This window comes from Chitinophaga eiseniae, from assembly GCF_012641265.1.
In the GTDB taxonomy this organism is placed as follows: domain Bacteria; phylum Bacteroidota; class Bacteroidia; order Chitinophagales; family Chitinophagaceae; genus Chitinophaga; species Chitinophaga eiseniae_A.
Genome location: NZ_JABAHZ010000001.1, coordinates 1,456,582 through 1,476,555, shown reverse-complemented (window position 1 = coordinate 1,476,555; position 19,974 = coordinate 1,456,582). Strand labels below are relative to the sequence as shown.

Here is a 19,974-nt window from a genome sequence, read left to right as displayed (position 1 = left end):
TTAACTCAGTGTAGCTGCCAGCGTAATAGGAGAGCTTTCGGGGGCATAGCCGGAGGGCGTAGCGCCGGTAAAGGTTCTGAATTCCCTGATAAAATGCGACTGGTCAAAGTAGCCACAGTCATAGGCAATGGCTGTTAAGGAGCTGTCTTTTTTGGACAGGAGTTGTAAACTATTCTGGAAGCGGTGAATCTTGCTGTATAATTTGGGCGTTAACCCGGTGTATTGCAGAAACAATTTCTGCAGGTAGCGGGAGCTGATACCATAACGCAGGGCTACATTGCTGATGTTGTCGAAGAAGTCGTCTTTTCGCAATTCCTGCATGATATGATGAACGATCGTAACGTTGTTGGTTCTTTTGCCGGATAAGGAAAAGCGCCGGCACAGGTAAGCCTCCACAAGGGCAATTCGCTGCTGCCAGGACCCGCACTCCTGTAACTGTGCATGCAACGTACGAATGGCCGGCCCGCTGATATCTCCAAAATCATTTACCTGGTTATTGAATACACTGATGTTATCGTCCAGGAAATAAGCGGCTGCGTGTGGGAAAAAACGAATACCCAGCATGGTGTTCTTCCCGACAGACCTGATCGGTAAGGGCCGGGTAATTTGTCCCCACAGTTCAATAGAAGGAGTGGTGATATACTGCGCCCCCTCAGCTGTTTGCCAGGCGCCGCTTCCCAGGTTAAAGATAATTTCCAGGTTCCCGCTGGGAAATACGGTATCATCGAAGGTTGCCTCCGTATCTGATTCGTACAGGTAATAGCACTTTATATAAGGCATTAACCGCGTGTCAGGCTTGATTTCCTGGTATCTCATATTATGTAATTTAATCAAATTCAGTGAATAAATGGAACGGCTAAAGTTAACCCGAAGGGAGGAGGGGGAATTGTACAAAACGGAACGATTTAGCACCGCTTCTTTTGTAAAGAAAATAGGTGTTTTTTAACTGATACAAATAGTTTGAATTCGAACTATTACTTAACTTTAGTCAGCAGGTGATATACTATAAAAGGGCGTTGATAACAGCACTGGCGCCGGTGAATTAAAGAGACAGTTATGAAAACATTACTCGTTCCGGTAGATTTTAGCGACACCTCCGCGGCCACCATCCGCTTTGCCGCCGCATGGGCCCAAGATTATGAGTATAAACGCATTATTTTACTGAAAACATTTTACCAGAATGTATTCAGTGATATTGTCGTATCGGCAGAATATGGTGCGGTGAACCATGACTTTATGGAAGATCATCGCCAGGAGGCTATGACGCACCTGGAAGGTTTGTCGAACGAGATTACAGGCATTGTAAGCGATATGAAAGTGGACATCGTTACCAGTAAAGTCCCCATTTTAAGAGCGGTGATAGCGCTTATCCGGGAAGAAAGTCCTGAGATGGTGATGCTGGGCAGCGAGCATGGCGCAGATGACAGCCTTATTTCACGTAACATCATTGCTATAGCGAAAGCCAGCCCGGTGCGGGTCATGGTGGTGCCATCAGGATATCGTTACCAACCCGTAAAGAATGCCCTGGTACCCTGCGATTTTAATGCCCTGCACTCGCTGGATAAACTCAATAAACTGAAAGCGTCTCCGCATTTATGGGAGCGCACGCATTTTATGGTATTGAATGTGGATCCGGAAGAGCATTACCTGCATCCCGATGAACAATTCCGGGAAGATGAGCGTAACCTGCACGAATACCTGAAGGATTTTCATCACGAGCTGCATTACCGCAACGATAAAGATATCCTGGGAAGTATCATCAATTTTACCGCTGCTCACGAGGCCCAGCTGATTGTGGCGCTGCCGGGTAAACATAGTTTCCTGTATTATCTTACCCATAAAAGTATTTCCGAAGCGCTTTGCCGTTCTGCCAGGGTGCCGGTAGTGGTACTCAAGTAGCTGGAGATGGCTCCCTGGTTGGGAGCTTTTGCAGGGCTATAAATACCACTATCTCTCCAACAATTATCAACAGGTAATGGAGGGAGGAAACGGCAAAGTTCCCTGTTACCCAAAAGAATAAAAGCGCGGATAGCCCGCAAACGGTGGCCAGCAGCGAAAATCCCCATTTGATGATTTCCAGGAGCTGGTAGGCGCGGTGTACCGTTTTCGTGGACTCGCTAACGTTAGGACTAATCTTTTGCAGCAGGTAGATATTTTCGACGATATCGCATAGCCAGCAAAGCAGCTGCAACCAGGCCAGGATGCTAAAAAGAAGCGTGCCGGCAGGATTCATTTTTGACGCCACTTTCATACATACCAGGAAAATACTCCCATAGGCCGCTGGCATAAACAGGAAATCCACCCACAACTGACCTCTCAACGCCCGTAATGTTTGTTGCCGGTTGGCAGCAGGCATAGTATAAATGCCTTTGATCAGGTTTACCAGTTCCTTCTGGCAGGAGGGTAGTTGCAGGTCCGTGATGCTAAACTGGCGCGGCACCACATCCATGGTATAAAAATACCTGCTTTGCCGGCCCATGATAAAGGCCGTCAGGAGAAAGATGGCCATGCTGATGCAGAGCCAATACCAGGCATCAGTGAGCAATATTGACATTGGAAGGCGTTTTAACCGTGGTCAATTGTTGTTGTAAGTCCCGGCGTTGATTTTTATAATCATCCCAGCTGAAATTGGTCAGGAACTCGCAGGCCGCTTCAGCTCCCAGCGCAAACATGTCTATCTTGTCTTTGTCGGACAGGAAGAAGTTGAGCCAGTTGAACTGGTCGGACGATAAATCAACTTTGCCCACACCCAGCTGATATACTTTATTCTTCTGTAGAAAATCTTTGTCGTAGTAGTTACGGATGGTATTGAATATGCGGCCAAAATATCCCAATGCCGACCAGTTGAACGGGTTTTGGCTTTTGTCTTCCGGCTTGCTGTCGTCCAGGTCTATACCAAAGGTAGGGAGACGGGGAACGGCAATATCGTTGTTATAGAAAATGCTGAGGGGGAAATTGGAAAGGATACCGCCATCTACAAACCGCGCCGTTTCCGGTGGCTGGCTGATTTCAAAGGTATCTTTCCACGCCGCCATGATGTTGGGATCGGTGGCCGGAATATCTTTTATCATATAGGACTCGAAAAATACCGGGATAGACATGGAAGCCCGTATAAAGCCCGCCGGCTGCATGGTGTTGATATCGGTGCGGAATAAGTTACACATGGCCGGGAACTGTATTTTATTTTGTGTTACCAGCTCGGAGGTAATAAACGTCACATCACCGAACAGGTCTTTGTGCCGGGCATCATTTTCTACCCTCAACGTTAGCTTAGGGCAGGTGCCCGCTTTGTCTTTTAGTTGTTGTACCGTATCTACGCCATTTTCGTGTAGCCGTTGCTTAATCCAGTCGTAGAAGGTATCTCCGGGGTTTATACCGAAGCCGGAATTCTTTAACCGCTTTAATAAATTAGCTACATAGGAAACGCCTAAAGCGATGAGCAGGGTACAGCAGCCGGTGAGGAGGAAGCTAAGCCCAGCCCATACGGCCACGCCGGCGTAGTGGCTGCTAAGTCCTACCAACACCACATCTGCGGTGATGAAGAATGCGAGGGTGCCGAGCAGCCATAGCAGCGACCTTTTGGCTCTGGCCGCAAAATCATCTTTCGTAATAAACTTTTTAATCAGCCATCGTGCAGCGGGGTGGCCATCTACGAAGGAAAAGAAGTTCAGCTTACAAACGGCATCCAGCACTTTTTCAGACTTCGGATCCTGCTTGTTGTCAATTACGGTAACGAGCGCGGTATTGATGGCGCCGGCGCTGGTGCCGGCCAGGCGCAGGAAACGGATATTCATTTGTTCCAGCACATAGGTGTAGCCTATCAGCGCAATGCCCAGTACGCCGCCGCCCTTCTGTACGAGGTTGACATACTGATGTCCTGCGTCGTCGAGCACATCGGACACAATAAATGGCCGGCCGCCCTTGTCAGGATTGAAGGTAAGTTGCAGCGTATCCAGTGCTTTCGTTACCCTGGTATCGTTGGTAAAGTCAGATATGGCAATCGTTGCCTTGGCGGCAACCTGGCTATTGTTTCGGGGCATATAGATGGTTATAAGGGATGTATATCTCTAAAGTAATCATTTTTTTTATCTTTTTATGACCTTGTATGATCTGCTTTTTCCGATTATATTTATAGCGATTATTCTTCCACGTTATAAACCTGCACTTATGCACCGGTGTTTCCTGTTGTTGATCATGGTCATTCTTTTGCCAGCTGTTGTACCTGCACAAAGTATGGCATCCAGCGCCACGCATTTTATCCGCCTGTTAAGCCCGGAACAGCAATCCCAGGCCCTGTTCCCTTTTGATACCAGTGAGCGGTATCATTTCTCCTACATTCCCCGCGACGACCGTAAAGGTATTGCGGTGAAAGCCCTGAATACCGCGCAACGGGAAGCTTTGATGGCATTGCTGGGCACGGCACTAAGTGTGGCAACGGTAAAGAAGGTAAATGATATTATGCAGCTGGAGCTGATATTGAAGGACCTGGAACACAGAGCCGCCAATGATACCTACCGTGATCCGGGAAAATACTATGTGACTATTTTCGGTATTCCAGGCGCTAATACCACCTGGGGCTGGCGATTTGAAGGGCATCATGTGGCATTTAATTTTTCGGCAGATAAGAACGAACTGGTGGCCGCAACGCCGGCATTCCTTGGCTCCAATCCCGCTGTTGTGCCGGAAGGCGTCGACAAAGGCAAGGAGATACTACGGGAAGAAACGGTGCGTGGGTTTACTTTAATCCAGGCATTGACCACCGCAGAAAGAGAGAAAGCACTGATAGCCACTGCAGCGCCTGCTGAAATTATTACGGGGGCCAGCAGGCAAGCCATGATAGCACATCCGGCAGGTATTCACTATAGCGAAATGAGCGCTGCCAGTCGGCAGTTATTGCTGGCACTGATCAGCGTGTACGTGCACCGCTATACGAAATTGTTTGCCGACGATATGCTAAAAGAAATTCAGCAGGCGGGACTGGACCAGCTCAGCTTTGCCTGGGCGGGGAGTACGGAACGTATTCCCGGAAAGCCTTATTACTACCGGATTCAAGGACCCACCCTGATCATTGAATACGATAATACGCAGAATAATGCCAACCATGCGCATACGGTGGTACGGGATCTGAAGCGCGATTTTGGCGGGGATGTGTTGCTGGAGCATTATCGCGATGCGCATCGTTAGTTGTTACCATAGAAAAGGGGGCCCGCCACAGTGGCGGGCCCCCTTTTCTATGGTAGTGTATGATTAGCGGCTTCCTGCCTTGCTTTTAATGGCTTCCAGTTTGGCAGCCATTTCGGCCACCTTATCGGGGTGCTGTGCGGCTACATTCTGTTGTTCGTGCACATCTTTACCCAACTGGTACAGTTGTGGCGCCTGATCGTTGCCCAGTTCTATATTAACAGCCTTGTCGATTTTTGCGCCTTTGGACGGGGTGATGTATTTCCAGTCACCTTCAATGAGCGATAGGGTGCCGGCGTGTGTAACCAGCGATGGACGGCTGTTGTGCGACTTACCCAGCAGTTGTGCCAGCATGTCGAAACTATCGGGTGCTTCTTCTGCGTTGGTAAGGGTTTGTCCGGTTAAATGTGCCAGCGATGCAAACAGGTCGATCTGGCCAATCAGTGCCGCTGAGTTACCGCCGGCTTTTACGTCTGCGGGCCATTTTACGATGAAAGGCACCCGGGCGCCGGCTTCAAAGGCGCTGTATTTGCCTCCGCGCAAAGGTCCGCCGGGATGGTGATTGCCTACCAGTGCTGCTGCCTGGTCGAGGTAGCCATCGTTCAGTACGGGGCCGTTGTCGCTGGAAAAAATGATCATGGTATTGTTGGTGAGTCCCAGGCTGTCTACCGCTTTCACAAGTTGCCCTACGGTCCAGTCGAGTTGCAGGATGGCATCGCCGCGCAGGCCCATACCGCTTTTCCCCCTGAACTGGCTATGTGGATAGCGGGGTACATGGATATCGCCGCTGGCGAAATACAGGAAGAAGGGCTGTTGTTTATTGTCGGCGATAAAGTGAATAGCTTTTTCGGTAAGGGTACCGGCAATGTCGGCATCTTTCCAGCGGGCGCTGTTGCCACCGCTCATCCAGCCAATGCGGCTGATGCTGTCTACGATGGTTTGGTTATGTCCCTGGTGTGGATCGGGATGCATGCGCAGTTTTTCCGGGTTTTCCAGGCCGGTAGGATCATTCCCTATTTTATGCTGGTAGTTGACCGTGATGGGATCTTTCGGATCGAGGTTTACGACGTCGTGGTTCTCTACAAATACACAAGGCACCCGGTCCAGTGTGGCGGGCATAATGAAGGAGTAGGTAAATCCAACTTCCAGTGGTCCTGGCGATATATGCGTGTTCCAGTCGATGCCCGCTTTGGTGCCCAGTCCCAGGTGCCATTTGCCGATAGCGGCGGTATGATACCCGGCATCTTTCAGCATCCCGGGCAAGGTACGGTGATCAGCAGGAATAATCAGGGATGCATCTCCAGGGGCAATACCTGTATTACGCTGGCGCCAGGGATATTTGCCGGTCAGCAACCCAAAGCGCGAAGGCGTGCAGGTAGCCGAGGTAGCATACGCATTGGTAAAGCGAACGCCCTGTTTGGCGAGGCGGTCGATGTTAGGCGTTTTGATTTTTTTCATGCCGTAGCAGCTAACGTCTCCATAGCCCAGGTCATCAGCGTAAATGATAATGATGTTGGGCTTTTGTTGTGCGGCGACGGTCAGGCTTAATAGTCCGAAGAATAGACTAGTCGTTACTTTCCTGGCAAAAGAAGTACGTGTCATCGGGTGTTTTTTCATTATTTTTTTCACTGTTTACGGTGGGTATCCTCTCATCGGAAGAATATCATGATGCGGATAAAGATAGTTTTTCTGGTATTAATAAGTGAGAAATTCCGACAGGAACGCTGCCCGTGCCGCTACCGTATCTAAAGGCAGGCGTACCAGCGTGTAACCCAGCTGTTGGTACACCTTTGCCATCATCTCATAAGTAGCTGCTGCTTCTTCGAATGATTGCTTCCGTTCTGTATCGCCGGTATAGATGTGCTTCCAGGGCGGTGTAATGAATACCCGGTTGTTGTAACGATACCGGTGGGCCGCCTGGCACATGAAATCCGGCACGGGTAGTCCGCATAGCTCCAGGTAGCCAATGGTATCGGCGATGCCCCGGTCAAAAAATACGGGTTCAGTCTGTACCGACAATTGCTCAAAGTCCCGGATGGATTGGTCAAACATCAGCTGGGCAAAGGCCTGGCGGTCTTGCCAGGGGATCGCCGTGCCCCCGGTAGCTACCTGTTGCCTGATAATTTCCCGGCCGCTTTCTGAAACGGTCAGGTAGCCCTGTTCTTGTAAAGCTGCTATCACAGACGTTTTTCCCATACCGGGACCGCCCGTGAGCACGAAGAAATTGTCTTTTGTCATGATGAAAAGGGAAAAAAGTGTGGGAGAGAGGAGATAAGTAACTGCAATCTCGTGAAAAAAATCCGCAATGGGAAAAAGACCAGGAAAAAGTGCGCACTTTCGGAGTATCTTTGTCAAACCTATGTTGTATGCAGTAAAGCGTTTTGTTTATCAGGGCCTGGAAAATTGCTGGGATCACGTTGTCAAGTTAGGGGTGCATCCGGCATTGCCCTATATCGAGGCAAGGCGCACAATGCTGATAAACCTTTTGGCACTGCCTACTATACCCTTTACCTTCTTTTACTGTGTACTCAACGCTTTCCAGGGCCGCTACCTGTTGTCGGCGCTTAATTTCTTTAATACCGGTGCAGCGGTAGTGGTATTGTTACTGCATAAATACCGGAGATACCTGAGCGCCCGGCTGGTGTTACTCATCTTTAGCATTTTTGTATATACTTTTTCGGGAATATATTTTCACAATGGGGCAGAATATTTCCTGTTGAATATCCTGGTGGTAAGTATATTGGTATACGACAATAAATGGGTAGTTGGAATACTGAGCATTATTGTAACCACGGCATTTCTGCTGATCATCTTCATGCCGCAATCCTGGTACCTGGCCCCGCCCGTGCCTGCGGAAAGGGTATGGGGCAATGTCACCGTATCGTTGTTTTTTCTCGTCATCGCCCTTTATTTTTTTAAACACATACAAACAGATTACCAGCAGGAAATTGAGAAGCAGCGCCAGGTGCTGCAATCTATGAATAAAGACAAGGAAAAGCTCTTTTCCATTGTAGCGCATGATATCCGAAGCCCGCTGGCTACGCTGGAGAGCTTACTGGATATGTACCTGAAGGGGCAATACTCCCGGGAAGATATGGGCGAAGCCGCCGCCGTACTGCACGAAAAAGTAGCACAGCTGGGCGGCACGCTGGATAATATGCTGCGTTGGAGCACCCGGAGTATGAAGGGTATCCAGACCCGCCCGCAGGATTTCCTGCTGGCGCCTGTGCTGACAGAAGTACTCAATTTTTTTGAACTGATTATCCAGCAAAAGCAGATCACGGTAGAAGTACAGGTACCGGTTAATACCACCCTGTATGCCGATCGTGACCAGGTATCGGTGATCCTGCGCAACCTGTTCAGCAATGCCCTTAAATTCAGCTACCCAGGCGGAAAGGTGGCCATAACCGCTACCCAGGGGCAGGAACGTGTAATCATTGCCGTAACTGATTATGGAGTAGGAATGAATGTCCAGCAACTGAAGGCACTCTTTACTTCCCAGCCATTTCCTACCTACGGTACCGGGGGCGAAAGAGGCACCGGTCTTGGCCTGATGCTGTGCCGCGAGTTTGTAGAACACAACCGGGGAATCATTGATGTAGAAAGCGATCCTGAAAGTGGTACTACTTTTACGATACAACTCAGCAAAGGTGACATCGATATGAACGAGCCAGCCGTAGCCAACTAGCGCTTTACCCTTTATTTTTGTTTTATCTTTGGCCCCTAAACGAGGGCTTTATGAATATCCTGGTAATTGAAGATGAACAGCGGGTAGCAGAAATGATTAAGAAAGGGCTGGAAGAACAGGGTTTCCGGATATCATTGGCTTACGACGGCGAGATGGGAAAGAAACTGGCCCTGTCCAATGAATACGATCTCATTATTATGGACATTATCCTGCCGGGAATCAACGGGCTGGATCTCTGTAAACAAATCCGCAGCGTATTGCCCGATTGCCCTATTATCATGCTCACCGCCCTGGGCACTACCGACGATAAGGTAGAAGGGTTTGACGCCGGCGCCAATGACTACCTGGTGAAACCCTTCGATTTCCGGGAGCTGCATGCCCGCATTCGCGCATTAATTAAGCGCAGCCAGGCCGGCAGTCCTTATAGCCAGGGATTTACCCTCCGCTTTGCCGACCTGGAAATGAACCTGCAAACTAAAATTGTGAAGCGCGACCAGGTGGTGATTGACCTCACCCCCAAGGAATTCCGGTTGCTGGAGTATATGATGAAAAACCCGGAACGGGTATTGTCCCGCACCGAAATAGCAGAGAAAGTATGGGATACCTTCGATTCCGGTACCAATTTCATTGATGTATATATCAACTACCTGAGAAAGAAGATAGACAAAAATTTCCCCACAAAACTCATCCACACCCGGTCTGGCATGGGTTTCATATTTAAGGCAGAGTGAAAATAAAAACCCGGCTCATATTATTGTTCCTGGTGCTCTTTGGCGGGCTGCTGCTTGCCTTCGCGGTATTCATATATATATCCTCGGCGCGTACCCGCAAAGATGAATATTATGAACACCTGAAAAGGGAAGCCATCACCAAAGCCAATATGCTGCTGGATGCCAAAGTATCGCCCGGCGTATTACAGCTGATGTATAAGAATGCCGACAATGCGCTGTTTGGGGAAGAAGTGGCACTCTATGATACTGCGTTTCACCTGTTATACCACGATGCCGTGCAGATCGACAAGGTGAAAGAAACCAAAGCCATGATCAACGACATCCTGCAGCGGTCAGAAATCAGGTTTGAACAGGGCCCTCTGCAGGTAGTTGGATTGTTGTTTGAACATAACGGCACTCACTATGTAATTACCGCAGCCGCCATCGATAAGTATGGGTTGCAGCGCCTGCAACGGTTTAAATACAGCCTGATTTTTTCTTTCATCGGGATTATCGGTTTGACTATTATTGCTGGCTATTTTTTCGTGGGCAAAGCCCTGAAACCCGTGGCAGATATGGTAGATAAGGTGGAAGAGATCACCGCTACCAACCTCGATTTAAGGGTGCCGGTGCAAAATGAAAAAGATGAAATCGGGGAGCTGGCCACCACCTTTAACAAAATGTTAGACCGCCTCGAAAACTCTTTTGATGCACAGAAACAGTTTGTCAGCAATATCTCCCATGAGCTGCGTACCCCGCTGGCCACCATTGTAGGAGAGTTGCAGATTGCGCTCACGAAAGACAGATCGGCGCCCGAATATAAAGAGGTCATTCACCTGGCCCTGGCTGATGCCCGGCGCCTGGTAAAGCTTTCCAACGGTTTGCTCGACCTGGCCAAGGCCAACTACGATCAAACGGAAGTGAGCCGCCGGGAGCTGCGCATCGACGAACTGCTGATGGATGCCCGCAGCGCGGTTATCAAAACTGCCGAAGATTATAAGGTAGACATCCGCTTTGAACAGGAAATAGAAGATGATGATTTTATTTCTGTCAATGGAAATGAATACCTGCTGAAAGTGGCTTTTATTAACCTGATGGAAAATGCCTGTAAATTTTCAGCCGATCATCAATGTACCGTGTCTATCAGCTACCACGAAAATAAGCTGGCGCTCCGGTTTATGGACCGGGGGATCGGTATTGCCGGTACAGACATTCCCTACATCTTTACCGCCTTCTTTCGCGGCGCCAATATGGATTTCACCCGGGGCAACGGGATTGGTCTTTCGTTAACCCAAAAGATTATTGCCATGCACGAAGGCACCATCAGCGTATCGTCGCGTACCGGTGAGGGAAGCATATTTACCGTGGAAATACCTCACCTCTCACACTAATAAATTTCTAATAAAATTCTGTTCACCTTCTAATAGCCTTTTACATGGGGCGGTCTTACTTTTGCATCGCATTAAAACATCAAACTATGGACGCTGGTCCGGAACGTTACTTTATTTTTTCATCTCCTGCCTGATCACACAGCCCTGCTGTGCCATCAGCAGGTCAAATTGAGCGCTGTGTTATACTTATCCAATACCATCAACAAACACCCGCATTTTGTTCGCAGCTATGCTTTCCGGAAGAAATCCGGCCTCCCCGAAATCCGCCGCATTTTGCCCGGCGGCAATGAAGGCGCCACTACTACCCGGCTACAACAGGTAGCTGCTGCCGATCAGCCGGAATACCTGTCTATATTAGATAGCCAGCTGGAAGGACTCACCCCTGCACAGGCCCGGAAGCGTTTAACGCTCGTAGGACTGAATGAAGTGCAACATGAAAAAGCGCCTTCCTGGTATAAGCAGCTGCTGCAGGCCTTTGTAAATCCTTTTATCGCCATCCTGCTGGCCATTGCCGGCATCTCATTTATCACCGATGTATGGCTGGCTGCCCCTGGAGAAGGAGACTACAAAACGGTGATCATGGTAGGTATTATGGTGCTGGTAAGTTCACTCCTGCGCTTTTTCCAGGAGTACCGCAGTAATCGCGCAGCGGAACAGCTCAAGAGCATGGTGAAAACTACCGCCACTGTGTTACGCAAGCCACGGGAAAAAATAGAAACCGATATCCGGCAACTGGTGCCGGGGGACCTCATCTTTTTATCTGCCGGCGATATGATTCCTGCAGATTGCCGCATTGTACAGTCTAAAGACCTGTTCGTGAGCCAGGCCATGCTCACCGGCGAATCGCTGCCGGTAGAAAAGAGGGCTTTCCCCATACCAGATGCAGCTCATAAATCCGTACTGGAGCTGGATAACATCTGTTTTATGGGTACCAACGTGGTAAGTGGCGCCGCTACGGCGGTTATCGTGCACACCGGCAACCAAACCTACTTTGGCTCCCTGAGCAAAGCCATCACCGGCAAGCGGGCGGAAACCAGCTTCGATAAAGGCGTTAATAAGGTGACCTACTTATTGATCCGCTTTATGCTGGTAATGGTGCCGCTGATTTTTGTCATCAATGGCTTCGTCAAAGGTAACTGGTGGGAGGCACTGTTATTCGCCATTGCGGTAGCAGTGGGATTGACCCCTGAAATGCTGCCGATGATCGTTACCGCCAACCTGGCCAGGGGCGCCGTGAATATGAGCAAACGTAAAGTGATCATCAAACGGCTGAATGCCATCCAGAACATCGGCGCGATGGACGTACTCTGTACTGATAAAACCGGTACGCTCACCATGGATAAGATTGTGCTGGAAAGGCATCTCAACATTTTCGGAGATAACGACGAAGAAGTGCTGAAATGGGCCTATCTCAACAGCTACCACCAAACCGGGCTCAAAAACCTGCTGGACGTTGCTGTGCTGGAACACGTAGAACTACACGACTACCTGAAAGTAGAAGAACACTACCTGAAGGTAGATGAAATTCCTTTTGATTTCCACCGTCGTCGCATGTCTGTAATCTTGAAGCAACGCAATGGGAAGCAACTGCTCATCTGCAAGGGCGCTGTGGAAGAAATGCTGAACTTATGTACGCACGCCTTTGATCCGGGAGAAGACAAAGAGCTGCACATAGAATCAGATAAGGTGATCCCGATGGATGAAAAAGTACGGCAAAACATCCTGCGCATTTCTGGTAAACTCAATGAAGAAGGGTTGAGAGTATTGCTGGTGGCCATCCGCGAGTTCGACGACCGTGCGCTGACCTACACCGTAGAAGATGAAAAAAATATGATCCTCACCGGTTTTATCGGCTTCCTGGACCCGGCCAAACCCTCCGCTAAAGTGGCCATCGATGCCCTGCAACAGCTGGGTGTACGGGTAAAAGTATTAACCGGTGACAATGAAATCGTGACTAAAAAAATCTGCCGGGAAGTAGGCATTCCTTTCTCCGATATCTTACTGGGTAAAGACCTGGATAATATGACAGATGACGTGCTGCGGGAGAAGATAGACGAGGTGTCCATTCTCGCCAAACTCAGTCCTGTTCAAAAGTCAAGAGTGGTGAAGCTATTACAGGCAAAAGGGCATACGGTAGGATTTATGGGAGACGGCATTAATGATGCGGCTGCACTCCGGGATGCCGATGTGGGCATCAGCGTAGATACCGCCGTGGATATTGCCCGGGAAAGTGCGGATATTATTTTGCTGGAGAAAGACCTGATGGTATTGCGTAAAGGTGTAATCTATGGCAGAAGGACTTTCGGCAATATCATCAAATATATCAAGATGACAGCCAGCAGCAATTTCGGGAATATGTTCAGCATGATAGGCGCCAGCGCCCTGCTGCCTTTCCTGCCCATGCTGCCGGTACAGATCCTGGTGCAGAATCTCCTGTACGATATCTCCCAGATTTCTATTCCCTGGGATCATATGGACAAAGATTTTATAGAACAGCCCAAGAAGTGGAATGCAGGCGATATTTCCCGCTTTATGTTGTTCATAGGCCCGGTAAGCTCCATATTTGACTACCTGACTTTTGGCGTAATGTTTTATGTGTTCAAAGCAGCTACACCTGCCCATCAGGGCCTGTTTCAGAGCGGCTGGTTTGTAGAAGGTCTGTTGTCACAAACCTTGATTGTACACATGATTCGGACCCGCAAAATTCCGTTCATCCAAAGCTGGGCTACCGCACCGGTGGTGGCATTAACTACGGCCATCATGCTGATAGGTATTGCCATTCCTTTTACGCCCTTTGCTTCCGCAATCGGATTGCAGGCACTTCCACTGTCATATTTTCCCTGGCTGGTGGCCATTTTATTTGGTTACTGTCTGCTCACCCAGGCGATTAAAAATTGGTACATCAAACGATTTAATCAGTGGTTATGACCTCCACAAAAAAATGGCGCATTGCCATTCTTATACTGGTCCTGTTGTTGCTGGCGATCGACTGTTGGTTAAGCAGTCATCGCCGCCCGGGCTGACAAGACTATACTATACTATACTATACTATACTATACTATACTATACTATACTATACTATACTATACTATACTATACTATACTATACTATACTATACTATACTATACTATACTATACTATACTATACTATACTATACTATACTATACTATACTGCTGTACTAACACCACCCGCTAATTCAATAAATCATGAAAAAAAGATTGATTGCCGTTGGCATGCTGACGGCTGCTGCCTGCCATTCCGTAAAAGATGCAGATACTGCTGTTACAGCAATATCTAAAGGAGATACGATTACACTCCCCGCTGGTGCACCCTTACTTAATAGCTTACAAGTGAGCGCAGTAGAAAGTTTGCCTTATCGTCAACAGGTGAGTACTGCCGGTACGATAAAGGCCATTCCCACCCGCTATGCAGAAATTGCGCCGCCTTTTGGTGGAAGGGTCACCAGGTCATACCTGCAGCTGGGGATGAAAACCAGCCCGGAAACACCGCTGTTCGAAATCAGCTCACCGGAGTTTTTTGCGGCACAGAAAGTTTTTTTCCAGGAAAAGAGCCAGCTACAGCAGGCAGAGAGAGCCTGGAAACGCCAGCAAGACCTGGTGGCCCACGGGGTAGGTACCGAAAAGGACCTGGAAGAAGTCCGTACCGCCTATGAAGTAGAAAATAAAGAGTATGAAAATGCACTGATGGGTATCCGCCTTTTCAAAGCCAACCCGGATCAATTGTCGTTGGGACAACCACTGATTGTACGTTCCCCGGTAGTGGGAGAGGTGATAGATAATAAAGTAGTATTGGGCCAGTTTCTAAAGGATGATGCTGCCAGCATAGCTACCATTGCTGATTTATCTGAGGTATGGATTGCGGGCCAGGTAAAAGAAAAAGATATTCGTTTTATTCATCCCGGTGATGAATGTGATATCACCATTGTAGCCCTGCCAGGTACGGCACTAAAAGGAAAAGTATATCATGTAAATGCCGTAGTAGAGGAAGATACCCGCAGCGTGCCGGTACTGGTAGCCGTATCCAATCCTTCACACGCGCTCAAACCGGGTATGTATGCTACTGTCAACTTTATGGCGGCACCCACACCCGCGCTGCAAATTCCTACTACTGCGTTGTTACAAGGCAGTGAATCACCTTATGTATTTGCCGTTACCCCCGATGGTAAATATGTAAAACGTACAGTCGTTACCGGTAGTACCCAGGGCGATAGGCTGGTTATTACCAGCGGTCTCAAAGAAGGCGACCGGATTGTTACCCGGGGTGCTTCCTTTCTCCTGGATATAAAATAAAAAGCTGCTATCTATCAATGATTTTTTATGAAGAAATTAATATCTACCGCTATTACAAAGCGTTGGCTCTTTGCTGTGCTCTTTATACTCCTGGCGCTTTTTGGTTACTATTCCTGGAAACAGTTGTCTGTAGAGGCTTACCCGGATATTGCAGATGTTACCTCCCAGGTGGTCACCCAGGTACCTGGCCTGGCGGCAGAGGAAGTAGAACAACAGATTACCATCCCGGTAGAACGTGCGCTGAATGGCATGCCCGGCATGCATGTGATGCGCAGCAAAAGCACTTTCGGCTTGTCCATTATCACCATTGTATTTGAAGATGGGATGGAAGACTATTGGGCCCGCCAGCGTATCACCGAACGTCTCAACGACGTGGACCTGCCCTATGGGGCCAAACCCGGACTCGATCCGCTCACTTCGCCTATCGGGGAAATATACCGCTATATTATCGAAAGTAATCACCACGATCTGCAAGCCATAACCGATCTGCAAAACTGGACGATCATTCCCCGTATTAAGCAGGTACCCGGTGTGGCAGATGTGACTAACTTTGGCGGTATCACCGCACAATACCAGGTAGAAATAGACCCGCAAAAACTGGAGCAATACCACGTAGCACTGGCAGATGTACAGGCTGCCATCAGCAACAACAACGCTAACGCCGGCGGCAGTGTACTCAACATCGGGGAGCTGGGCTACGTAGTACGGGGCATTGGGCTCGTAAAAACATTGGAAAGCCTCGGCAATGTAGTAGTGAAGTCGGTCAATGGCGTACCGGTTTTCCTGAAAGACCTCGGGCGCCTGAAGCTGGGCAACCTGGAACGTAAAGGTATACTAGGGTATACCGACCGCCAGGTAAATTACAGCGAAGGCGATGAGGGAATTGTATTATTGCTGAAAGGCCAGAATCCCTCCGTAGTACTGGAAGGTATCCACGCGGCAGTGAAAGACCTCAACGAGCATATATTGCCGGATGGTGTACGGATCCGGCCTTACCTGGACCGAACCCAGTTGATCGACAGCACCCTGCAAACGGTATCGCATACACTGCTGGAAGGTATCGGGCTGGTGATGATTGTACTCATCATTTTCCTCGGTAACTGGCGTGGTGCACTCATTGTGGCCATTACTATCCCACTGGCATTACTGATAGCATTTATCCTGATGCATTTCACGAAAATCCCGGCCAACCTGTTATCATTGGGTGCGGTTGACTTCGGGATCATCGTAGATGGCGCCATCGTGATGATGGAAGCCATCCTGAAAAGGCGGGAAGATCATGCCAGGGGTTGGCTGGAAGAAAAGCCCATTGCAGGCATCGCGGCGGCAGTAGCCAAGCCCATCCTGTTTGCTACCATTATTATCATTACGGCCTATTTACCCCTGTTTTCCTTTGAAAGAGTAGAGCGCAAGCTGTTTACACCGATGGCGTTTACTGTAGGATATGCGCTGCTGGGTGCATTGGCCGTGGCCCTGCTGCTCATTCCCGGATTGGCTTTTGCTGTGTACCGAAAGCCCCGCAAGCTGTACCACAATAAATGGCTAGAACGGCTCACCGCTTCGTATAGCCGTTTCCTGCAAAAGATCATGGATAAGCCCAAACGCGTGTTTGTACCACTGGTATTGGTATTAACCGGTGCTATCATCTTGTCGGTAACAGTGGGAAAGGACTTCCTGCCACCGCTGGATGAGGGTTCTATCTGGTTACAGGTGCAACTGCCACCAGGTATTACATTACAGCGCTCCAAAGAAATGAGCGATACCCTGCGGCAGCGTACCCTGAAATATGGCGAAGTGACTTATGTGATGGTACAGGCAGGCCGCAATGACGACGGCACAGATCCCTGGACAGCTTCCCACTTTGAATGTTCTATTGGCCTGAAGCCCTACAGCGAGTGGAAACACGGCAGAACAAAGGCGCAGCTGATCAACGACCTGGCCACCGAATATGCGTCCATGCCAGGGTATACGGTAGGATTCAGTCAACCCATGATCGATGGAGTGATGGATAAAATTTCCGGCGCACACAGTGAACTGGTAGTAAAAATATATGGAGATGATTTCAAAGAAACCCGCCGCATTGCAGCAGAAGTGGCCACGACCTTGAAAAACATCAAAGGAGCGGCAGATGTGGCAATCGACCAGGAGCCGCCGTTACCGCAACTGCAAATTGCGATAGATCGCGATGCCATTGCCCGCTACGGTTTAAATGTAAGCGATGTGGCAGAGTTGATAGAAGTGGCTATCGGCGGAAAGGCTATCTCCCAGGTGTTTGCGGGCAACAAAGTATACGACGTGATTTGCCGGTATACCGATGAAAGCCGTAACACACCGGAGAAAATTGCGGGGCTGATGCTCACGTCTGCCACGGGTGCAAAAATACCATTATCGCAGGTCGCCAGCGTAAAAACAGCTACTGGTGAAAGTACGATTACCCGGGAGTTGAACAAACGGCACCTGACCGTAAAGCTGAACTTGCGGGGTAGCGACCTGACCACTTTCCTGCAGGAAGCACAGGGAAAAATTGCCAAACAGGTGTCGTACAACCATGAGCGGTATGCCATCAAATGGGGCGGACAATTTGAAAATCAACATCGCGCCTATGCCCGGCTAATGGTCGTAGCGCCGTTGGCGTTAGCCATCATGTTTATGCTGCTCTACGGTGCCTTTGGCCGCTTTCAGCAGGCGGGCCTGATCCTGGGCATTGTGCCGCTGGCGCTGTTTGGTGGTATGCTGGCGCTGAATGTACGGGGAATGACCCTCAATGTATCTTCTGCGGTAGGCTTTATCGCACTCTTTGGCGTAGCCATTCAGAACGGGGTGATATTGATTGCACAAATCAACGACCTGCGAAAACAAGGGTACGACCTGTTGCGCGCCGTGACAGAGGGCGCCCGGAATCGTTTCCGCCCGGTGTTGATGACTGCTTCTGTAGCTGCCCTGGGCCTGCTGCCGGCATCATTCGCTACCGGCATCGGTTCCGACGTGCAACGTCCACTGGCTACCGTAATCGTATACGGCCTGCTTGTAGCTACGGCCATTACACTCTTTGTACTGCCGGCGCTCTATTACCTCGTCGAACGCAAACGGAATTCTTCACTTGCTGAATAAATAATGATCGGTTTATGTTTAAAAAATATATGATATTGGCCTGGGCGCTGCTGTTACTGTCAACAGCGGCCCTGGCCCAACTGGATACCAGCTTTCATCAGATACCCGTGTCGCTGCCGCAGTATCTGGGGCAGGTAGGAAAACAACACCTGGGATATGCCGCAGAAAAATATAACATCAGTATTGCAGCGGCAGCAGTAGAAAGCGCCAAAGTATTTCCAGACCCACAACTGTCGCTGGAAGGATTCGATAACCAGCACCATAAACTGGGACTGTCTTACGGCTATAATGTAGGGCTGGGAACTACATTGGAACTGGGTGGAAAAAGGCATGCCCGTATTGGCCTGGCCCGTAGCAGCCTGGAACAGCAGCGTGCCTTATTGGAAGATTATTTCCGCAACCTGCGTGCCGATGCTGCCATTGCTTACTTCAATGCCCGGCAGCAGCAACAGCTGTTCCTGGTACAACAAAGCTCCTATGCCCTGATGCGGCAACTGGCTGCCGCCGATGCTATTCGTTTTCAGAAAGGGGTTATCACGGAAACGGATGCACGTCAATCCAAATTGGAAGCCGACAACCTGCTCAACAATGTTTACCAGCAGGTGGCCGACTGGAAAACAGCCCTGATACAGTTGAGTGCCAACACTGGCAGCCTGCATGCCGATACACTGTTGGCGCCGGCCACCGATAGCATTGCCCTGGAACGGCAGTTTGTATTGCCAGACCTGGTTACACAGGCGCAAAATTCCCGGGCGGACGCCATGGCCGCCAACGCCGCCAAAACAGTTGCAGAGAAGAGCCTCACACTGGTAAAAGCCAACCGGAAAATAGATCTCGGCGTAAACGTAGGACTGGGATACAATGCAGAAGCTACCAGCGAAATAGCCCCCACGCCCCGTTACATGGCTACCACTGCCGGCATTTCCATCCCCCTGAAGATTTCCAATCACTACCGGGGCGATTTAAAAGCCGCCCAGTATACGGTTAAACAGGCAGCCATTACCTGCAACCAGGTGCTGTTGCAAATACAGATGGAAGTAACGCAGGCCTGGTGTAACTACCGTGCTGCAAACGAGCAGGTAAAACAGTTTCAGCAAGGGCTGCTCAGTGAAGCACAAAAAATATTGGATGGTAAAATATACAGTTACCGGAGAGGAGAAACCTCCCTGTTGGAGGTACTGAATGCACAGCGTACCTGGAATGAATTACAACAGGCCTGGTGCCAGGCACAGTACAACTATGCGGCCGCTTTGGTGGAACTGGAAAGGGCAGCCGGCATCTGGGATATACAATAAGGTACAAAATAGGCGCCTGCAGCGGTATTGGATTCGCCATTGCCCATGCCCTGATAACAGACGGCTATACGGTAGTGGCCACTGCCCGCCGGGAAGAAAGGCTGCGCGAACTGCTACGGTAAGGTTTATCATGGCGCAGCCGGCACGTGTAAGAATTCCCAAATTGATGGTATTACCTAAAGATCACCAGCTTTAATGTGTACTGATTAAAACCGTCTCCTTCTTTACAGGACGCTACAGGATAGTTTTATGCAGCGCTTCGATTATATTGTTGGAAGGATGAAT

General features: G+C 49.4%; 15 protein-coding genes. 10 read left to right on the top strand and 5 right to left on the bottom strand.

Going from position 1 to position 19,974, the window contains the following annotated elements; genetic code table 11:
* Positions 1 to 816: a helix-turn-helix transcriptional regulator gene (locus tag HGH91_RS05805; protein ID WP_168737475.1), complete on the bottom strand. Its 816-nt coding sequence runs from the start codon at positions 814 to 816 to the stop codon at positions 1 to 3.
* Positions 817 to 1,056: 240 nt separating this feature from the next.
* On the opposite strand from HGH91_RS05805, the gene HGH91_RS05800 reads away from it, so the two are divergent.
* Positions 1,057 to 1,899, top strand: a complete 843-nt coding sequence (locus tag HGH91_RS05800) for a universal stress protein (protein ID WP_168737474.1) — start codon at positions 1,057 to 1,059, stop codon at positions 1,897 to 1,899.
* On the opposite strand, the gene HGH91_RS05795 is transcribed toward HGH91_RS05800, so the two are convergent.
* On the bottom strand, positions 1,892 to 2,554 hold the full coding sequence (locus HGH91_RS05795; protein WP_168737473.1) for a hypothetical protein: 663 nt from the start codon (positions 2,552 to 2,554) through the stop codon (positions 1,892 to 1,894). The two genes, HGH91_RS05800 and HGH91_RS05795, sit on opposite strands and share 8 nt — an antisense overlap.
* Positions 2,535 to 4,040 carry a patatin-like phospholipase family protein gene (locus tag HGH91_RS05790; RefSeq protein WP_168737472.1) on the bottom strand — a complete coding sequence of 502 codons (1,506 nt, stop codon included), beginning with the start codon at positions 4,038 to 4,040 and terminating at the stop codon, positions 2,535 to 2,537. Before HGH91_RS05790 ends, HGH91_RS05795 begins: the two co-directional genes overlap by 20 nt.
* Before the next feature lie 127 nt (positions 4,041 to 4,167).
* Here HGH91_RS05790 and HGH91_RS05785 point away from each other — a divergent pair, with 127 nt between their 5' ends.
* On the top strand, positions 4,168 to 5,184 hold the full coding sequence (locus HGH91_RS05785) for a DUF3500 domain-containing protein (RefSeq protein WP_168737471.1): 1,017 nt from the start codon (positions 4,168 to 4,170) through the stop codon (positions 5,182 to 5,184).
* 63 nt (positions 5,185 to 5,247) lie between these two features.
* Here the strand turns inward: HGH91_RS05785 and HGH91_RS05780 are convergent, their stop codons facing one another.
* Entirely contained in the window at positions 5,248 to 6,783 is a 1,536-nt protein-coding gene (locus tag HGH91_RS05780) for a sulfatase family protein (protein ID WP_211092207.1), read from the bottom strand.
* Between the two features lie 93 nt (positions 6,784 to 6,876).
* Positions 6,877 to 7,419 (bottom strand): AAA family ATPase, encoded by a 543-nt coding sequence (locus HGH91_RS05775; RefSeq protein WP_168737469.1) that lies wholly within the window; start codon positions 7,417 to 7,419, stop codon positions 6,877 to 6,879.
* A gap of 67 nt (positions 7,420 to 7,486) precedes the next feature.
* Here HGH91_RS05775 and HGH91_RS05770 point away from each other — a divergent pair, with 67 nt between their 5' ends.
* From HGH91_RS05770 to HGH91_RS31595, 8 genes are all read left to right on the top strand, one after another.
* On the top strand, positions 7,487 to 8,869 hold the full coding sequence (locus HGH91_RS05770; RefSeq protein ID WP_247651657.1) for a sensor histidine kinase: 1,383 nt from the start codon (positions 7,487 to 7,489) through the stop codon (positions 8,867 to 8,869).
* A gap of 50 nt (positions 8,870 to 8,919) precedes the next feature.
* On the top strand, positions 8,920 to 9,600 hold the full coding sequence (locus tag HGH91_RS05765) for a response regulator transcription factor (protein ID WP_168737468.1): 681 nt from the start codon (positions 8,920 to 8,922) through the stop codon (positions 9,598 to 9,600).
* Positions 9,597 to 10,970: an ATP-binding protein gene (locus HGH91_RS31195; protein WP_168737467.1), complete on the top strand. Its 1,374-nt coding sequence runs from the start codon at positions 9,597 to 9,599 to the stop codon at positions 10,968 to 10,970. The genes HGH91_RS05765 and HGH91_RS31195 overlap by 4 nt, the downstream gene beginning before the upstream one ends.
* A 177-nt stretch (positions 10,971 to 11,147) precedes the next feature.
* Positions 11,148 to 13,898 (top strand): magnesium-translocating P-type ATPase, encoded by a 2,751-nt coding sequence (gene mgtA / locus HGH91_RS05755; RefSeq protein WP_211092206.1) that lies wholly within the window; start codon positions 11,148 to 11,150, stop codon positions 13,896 to 13,898.
* Between the two features lie 281 nt (positions 13,899 to 14,179).
* Positions 14,180 to 15,283, top strand: coding sequence for an efflux RND transporter periplasmic adaptor subunit (locus HGH91_RS05750; protein WP_168737466.1), 1,104 nt, complete (start codon positions 14,180 to 14,182; stop codon positions 15,281 to 15,283).
* Positions 15,284 to 15,310: 27 nt separating this feature from the next.
* On the top strand, positions 15,311 to 18,394 hold the full coding sequence (locus HGH91_RS05745) for an efflux RND transporter permease subunit (protein ID WP_168737465.1): 3,084 nt from the start codon (positions 15,311 to 15,313) through the stop codon (positions 18,392 to 18,394).
* 14 nt (positions 18,395 to 18,408) lie between these two features.
* Positions 18,409 to 19,689 carry a TolC family protein gene (locus tag HGH91_RS05740; protein WP_168737464.1) on the top strand — a complete coding sequence of 427 codons (1,281 nt, stop codon included), beginning with the start codon at positions 18,409 to 18,411 and terminating at the stop codon, positions 19,687 to 19,689.
* The gene (locus tag HGH91_RS31595; RefSeq protein ID WP_211092205.1) at positions 19,614 to 19,811 is read left to right on the top strand and encodes an SDR family NAD(P)-dependent oxidoreductase; all 198 of its coding nucleotides are present in this window, start codon (positions 19,614 to 19,616) and stop codon (positions 19,809 to 19,811) included. The genes HGH91_RS05740 and HGH91_RS31595 overlap by 76 nt, the downstream gene beginning before the upstream one ends.
* Positions 19,812 to 19,974: the final 163 nt, after the last annotated feature.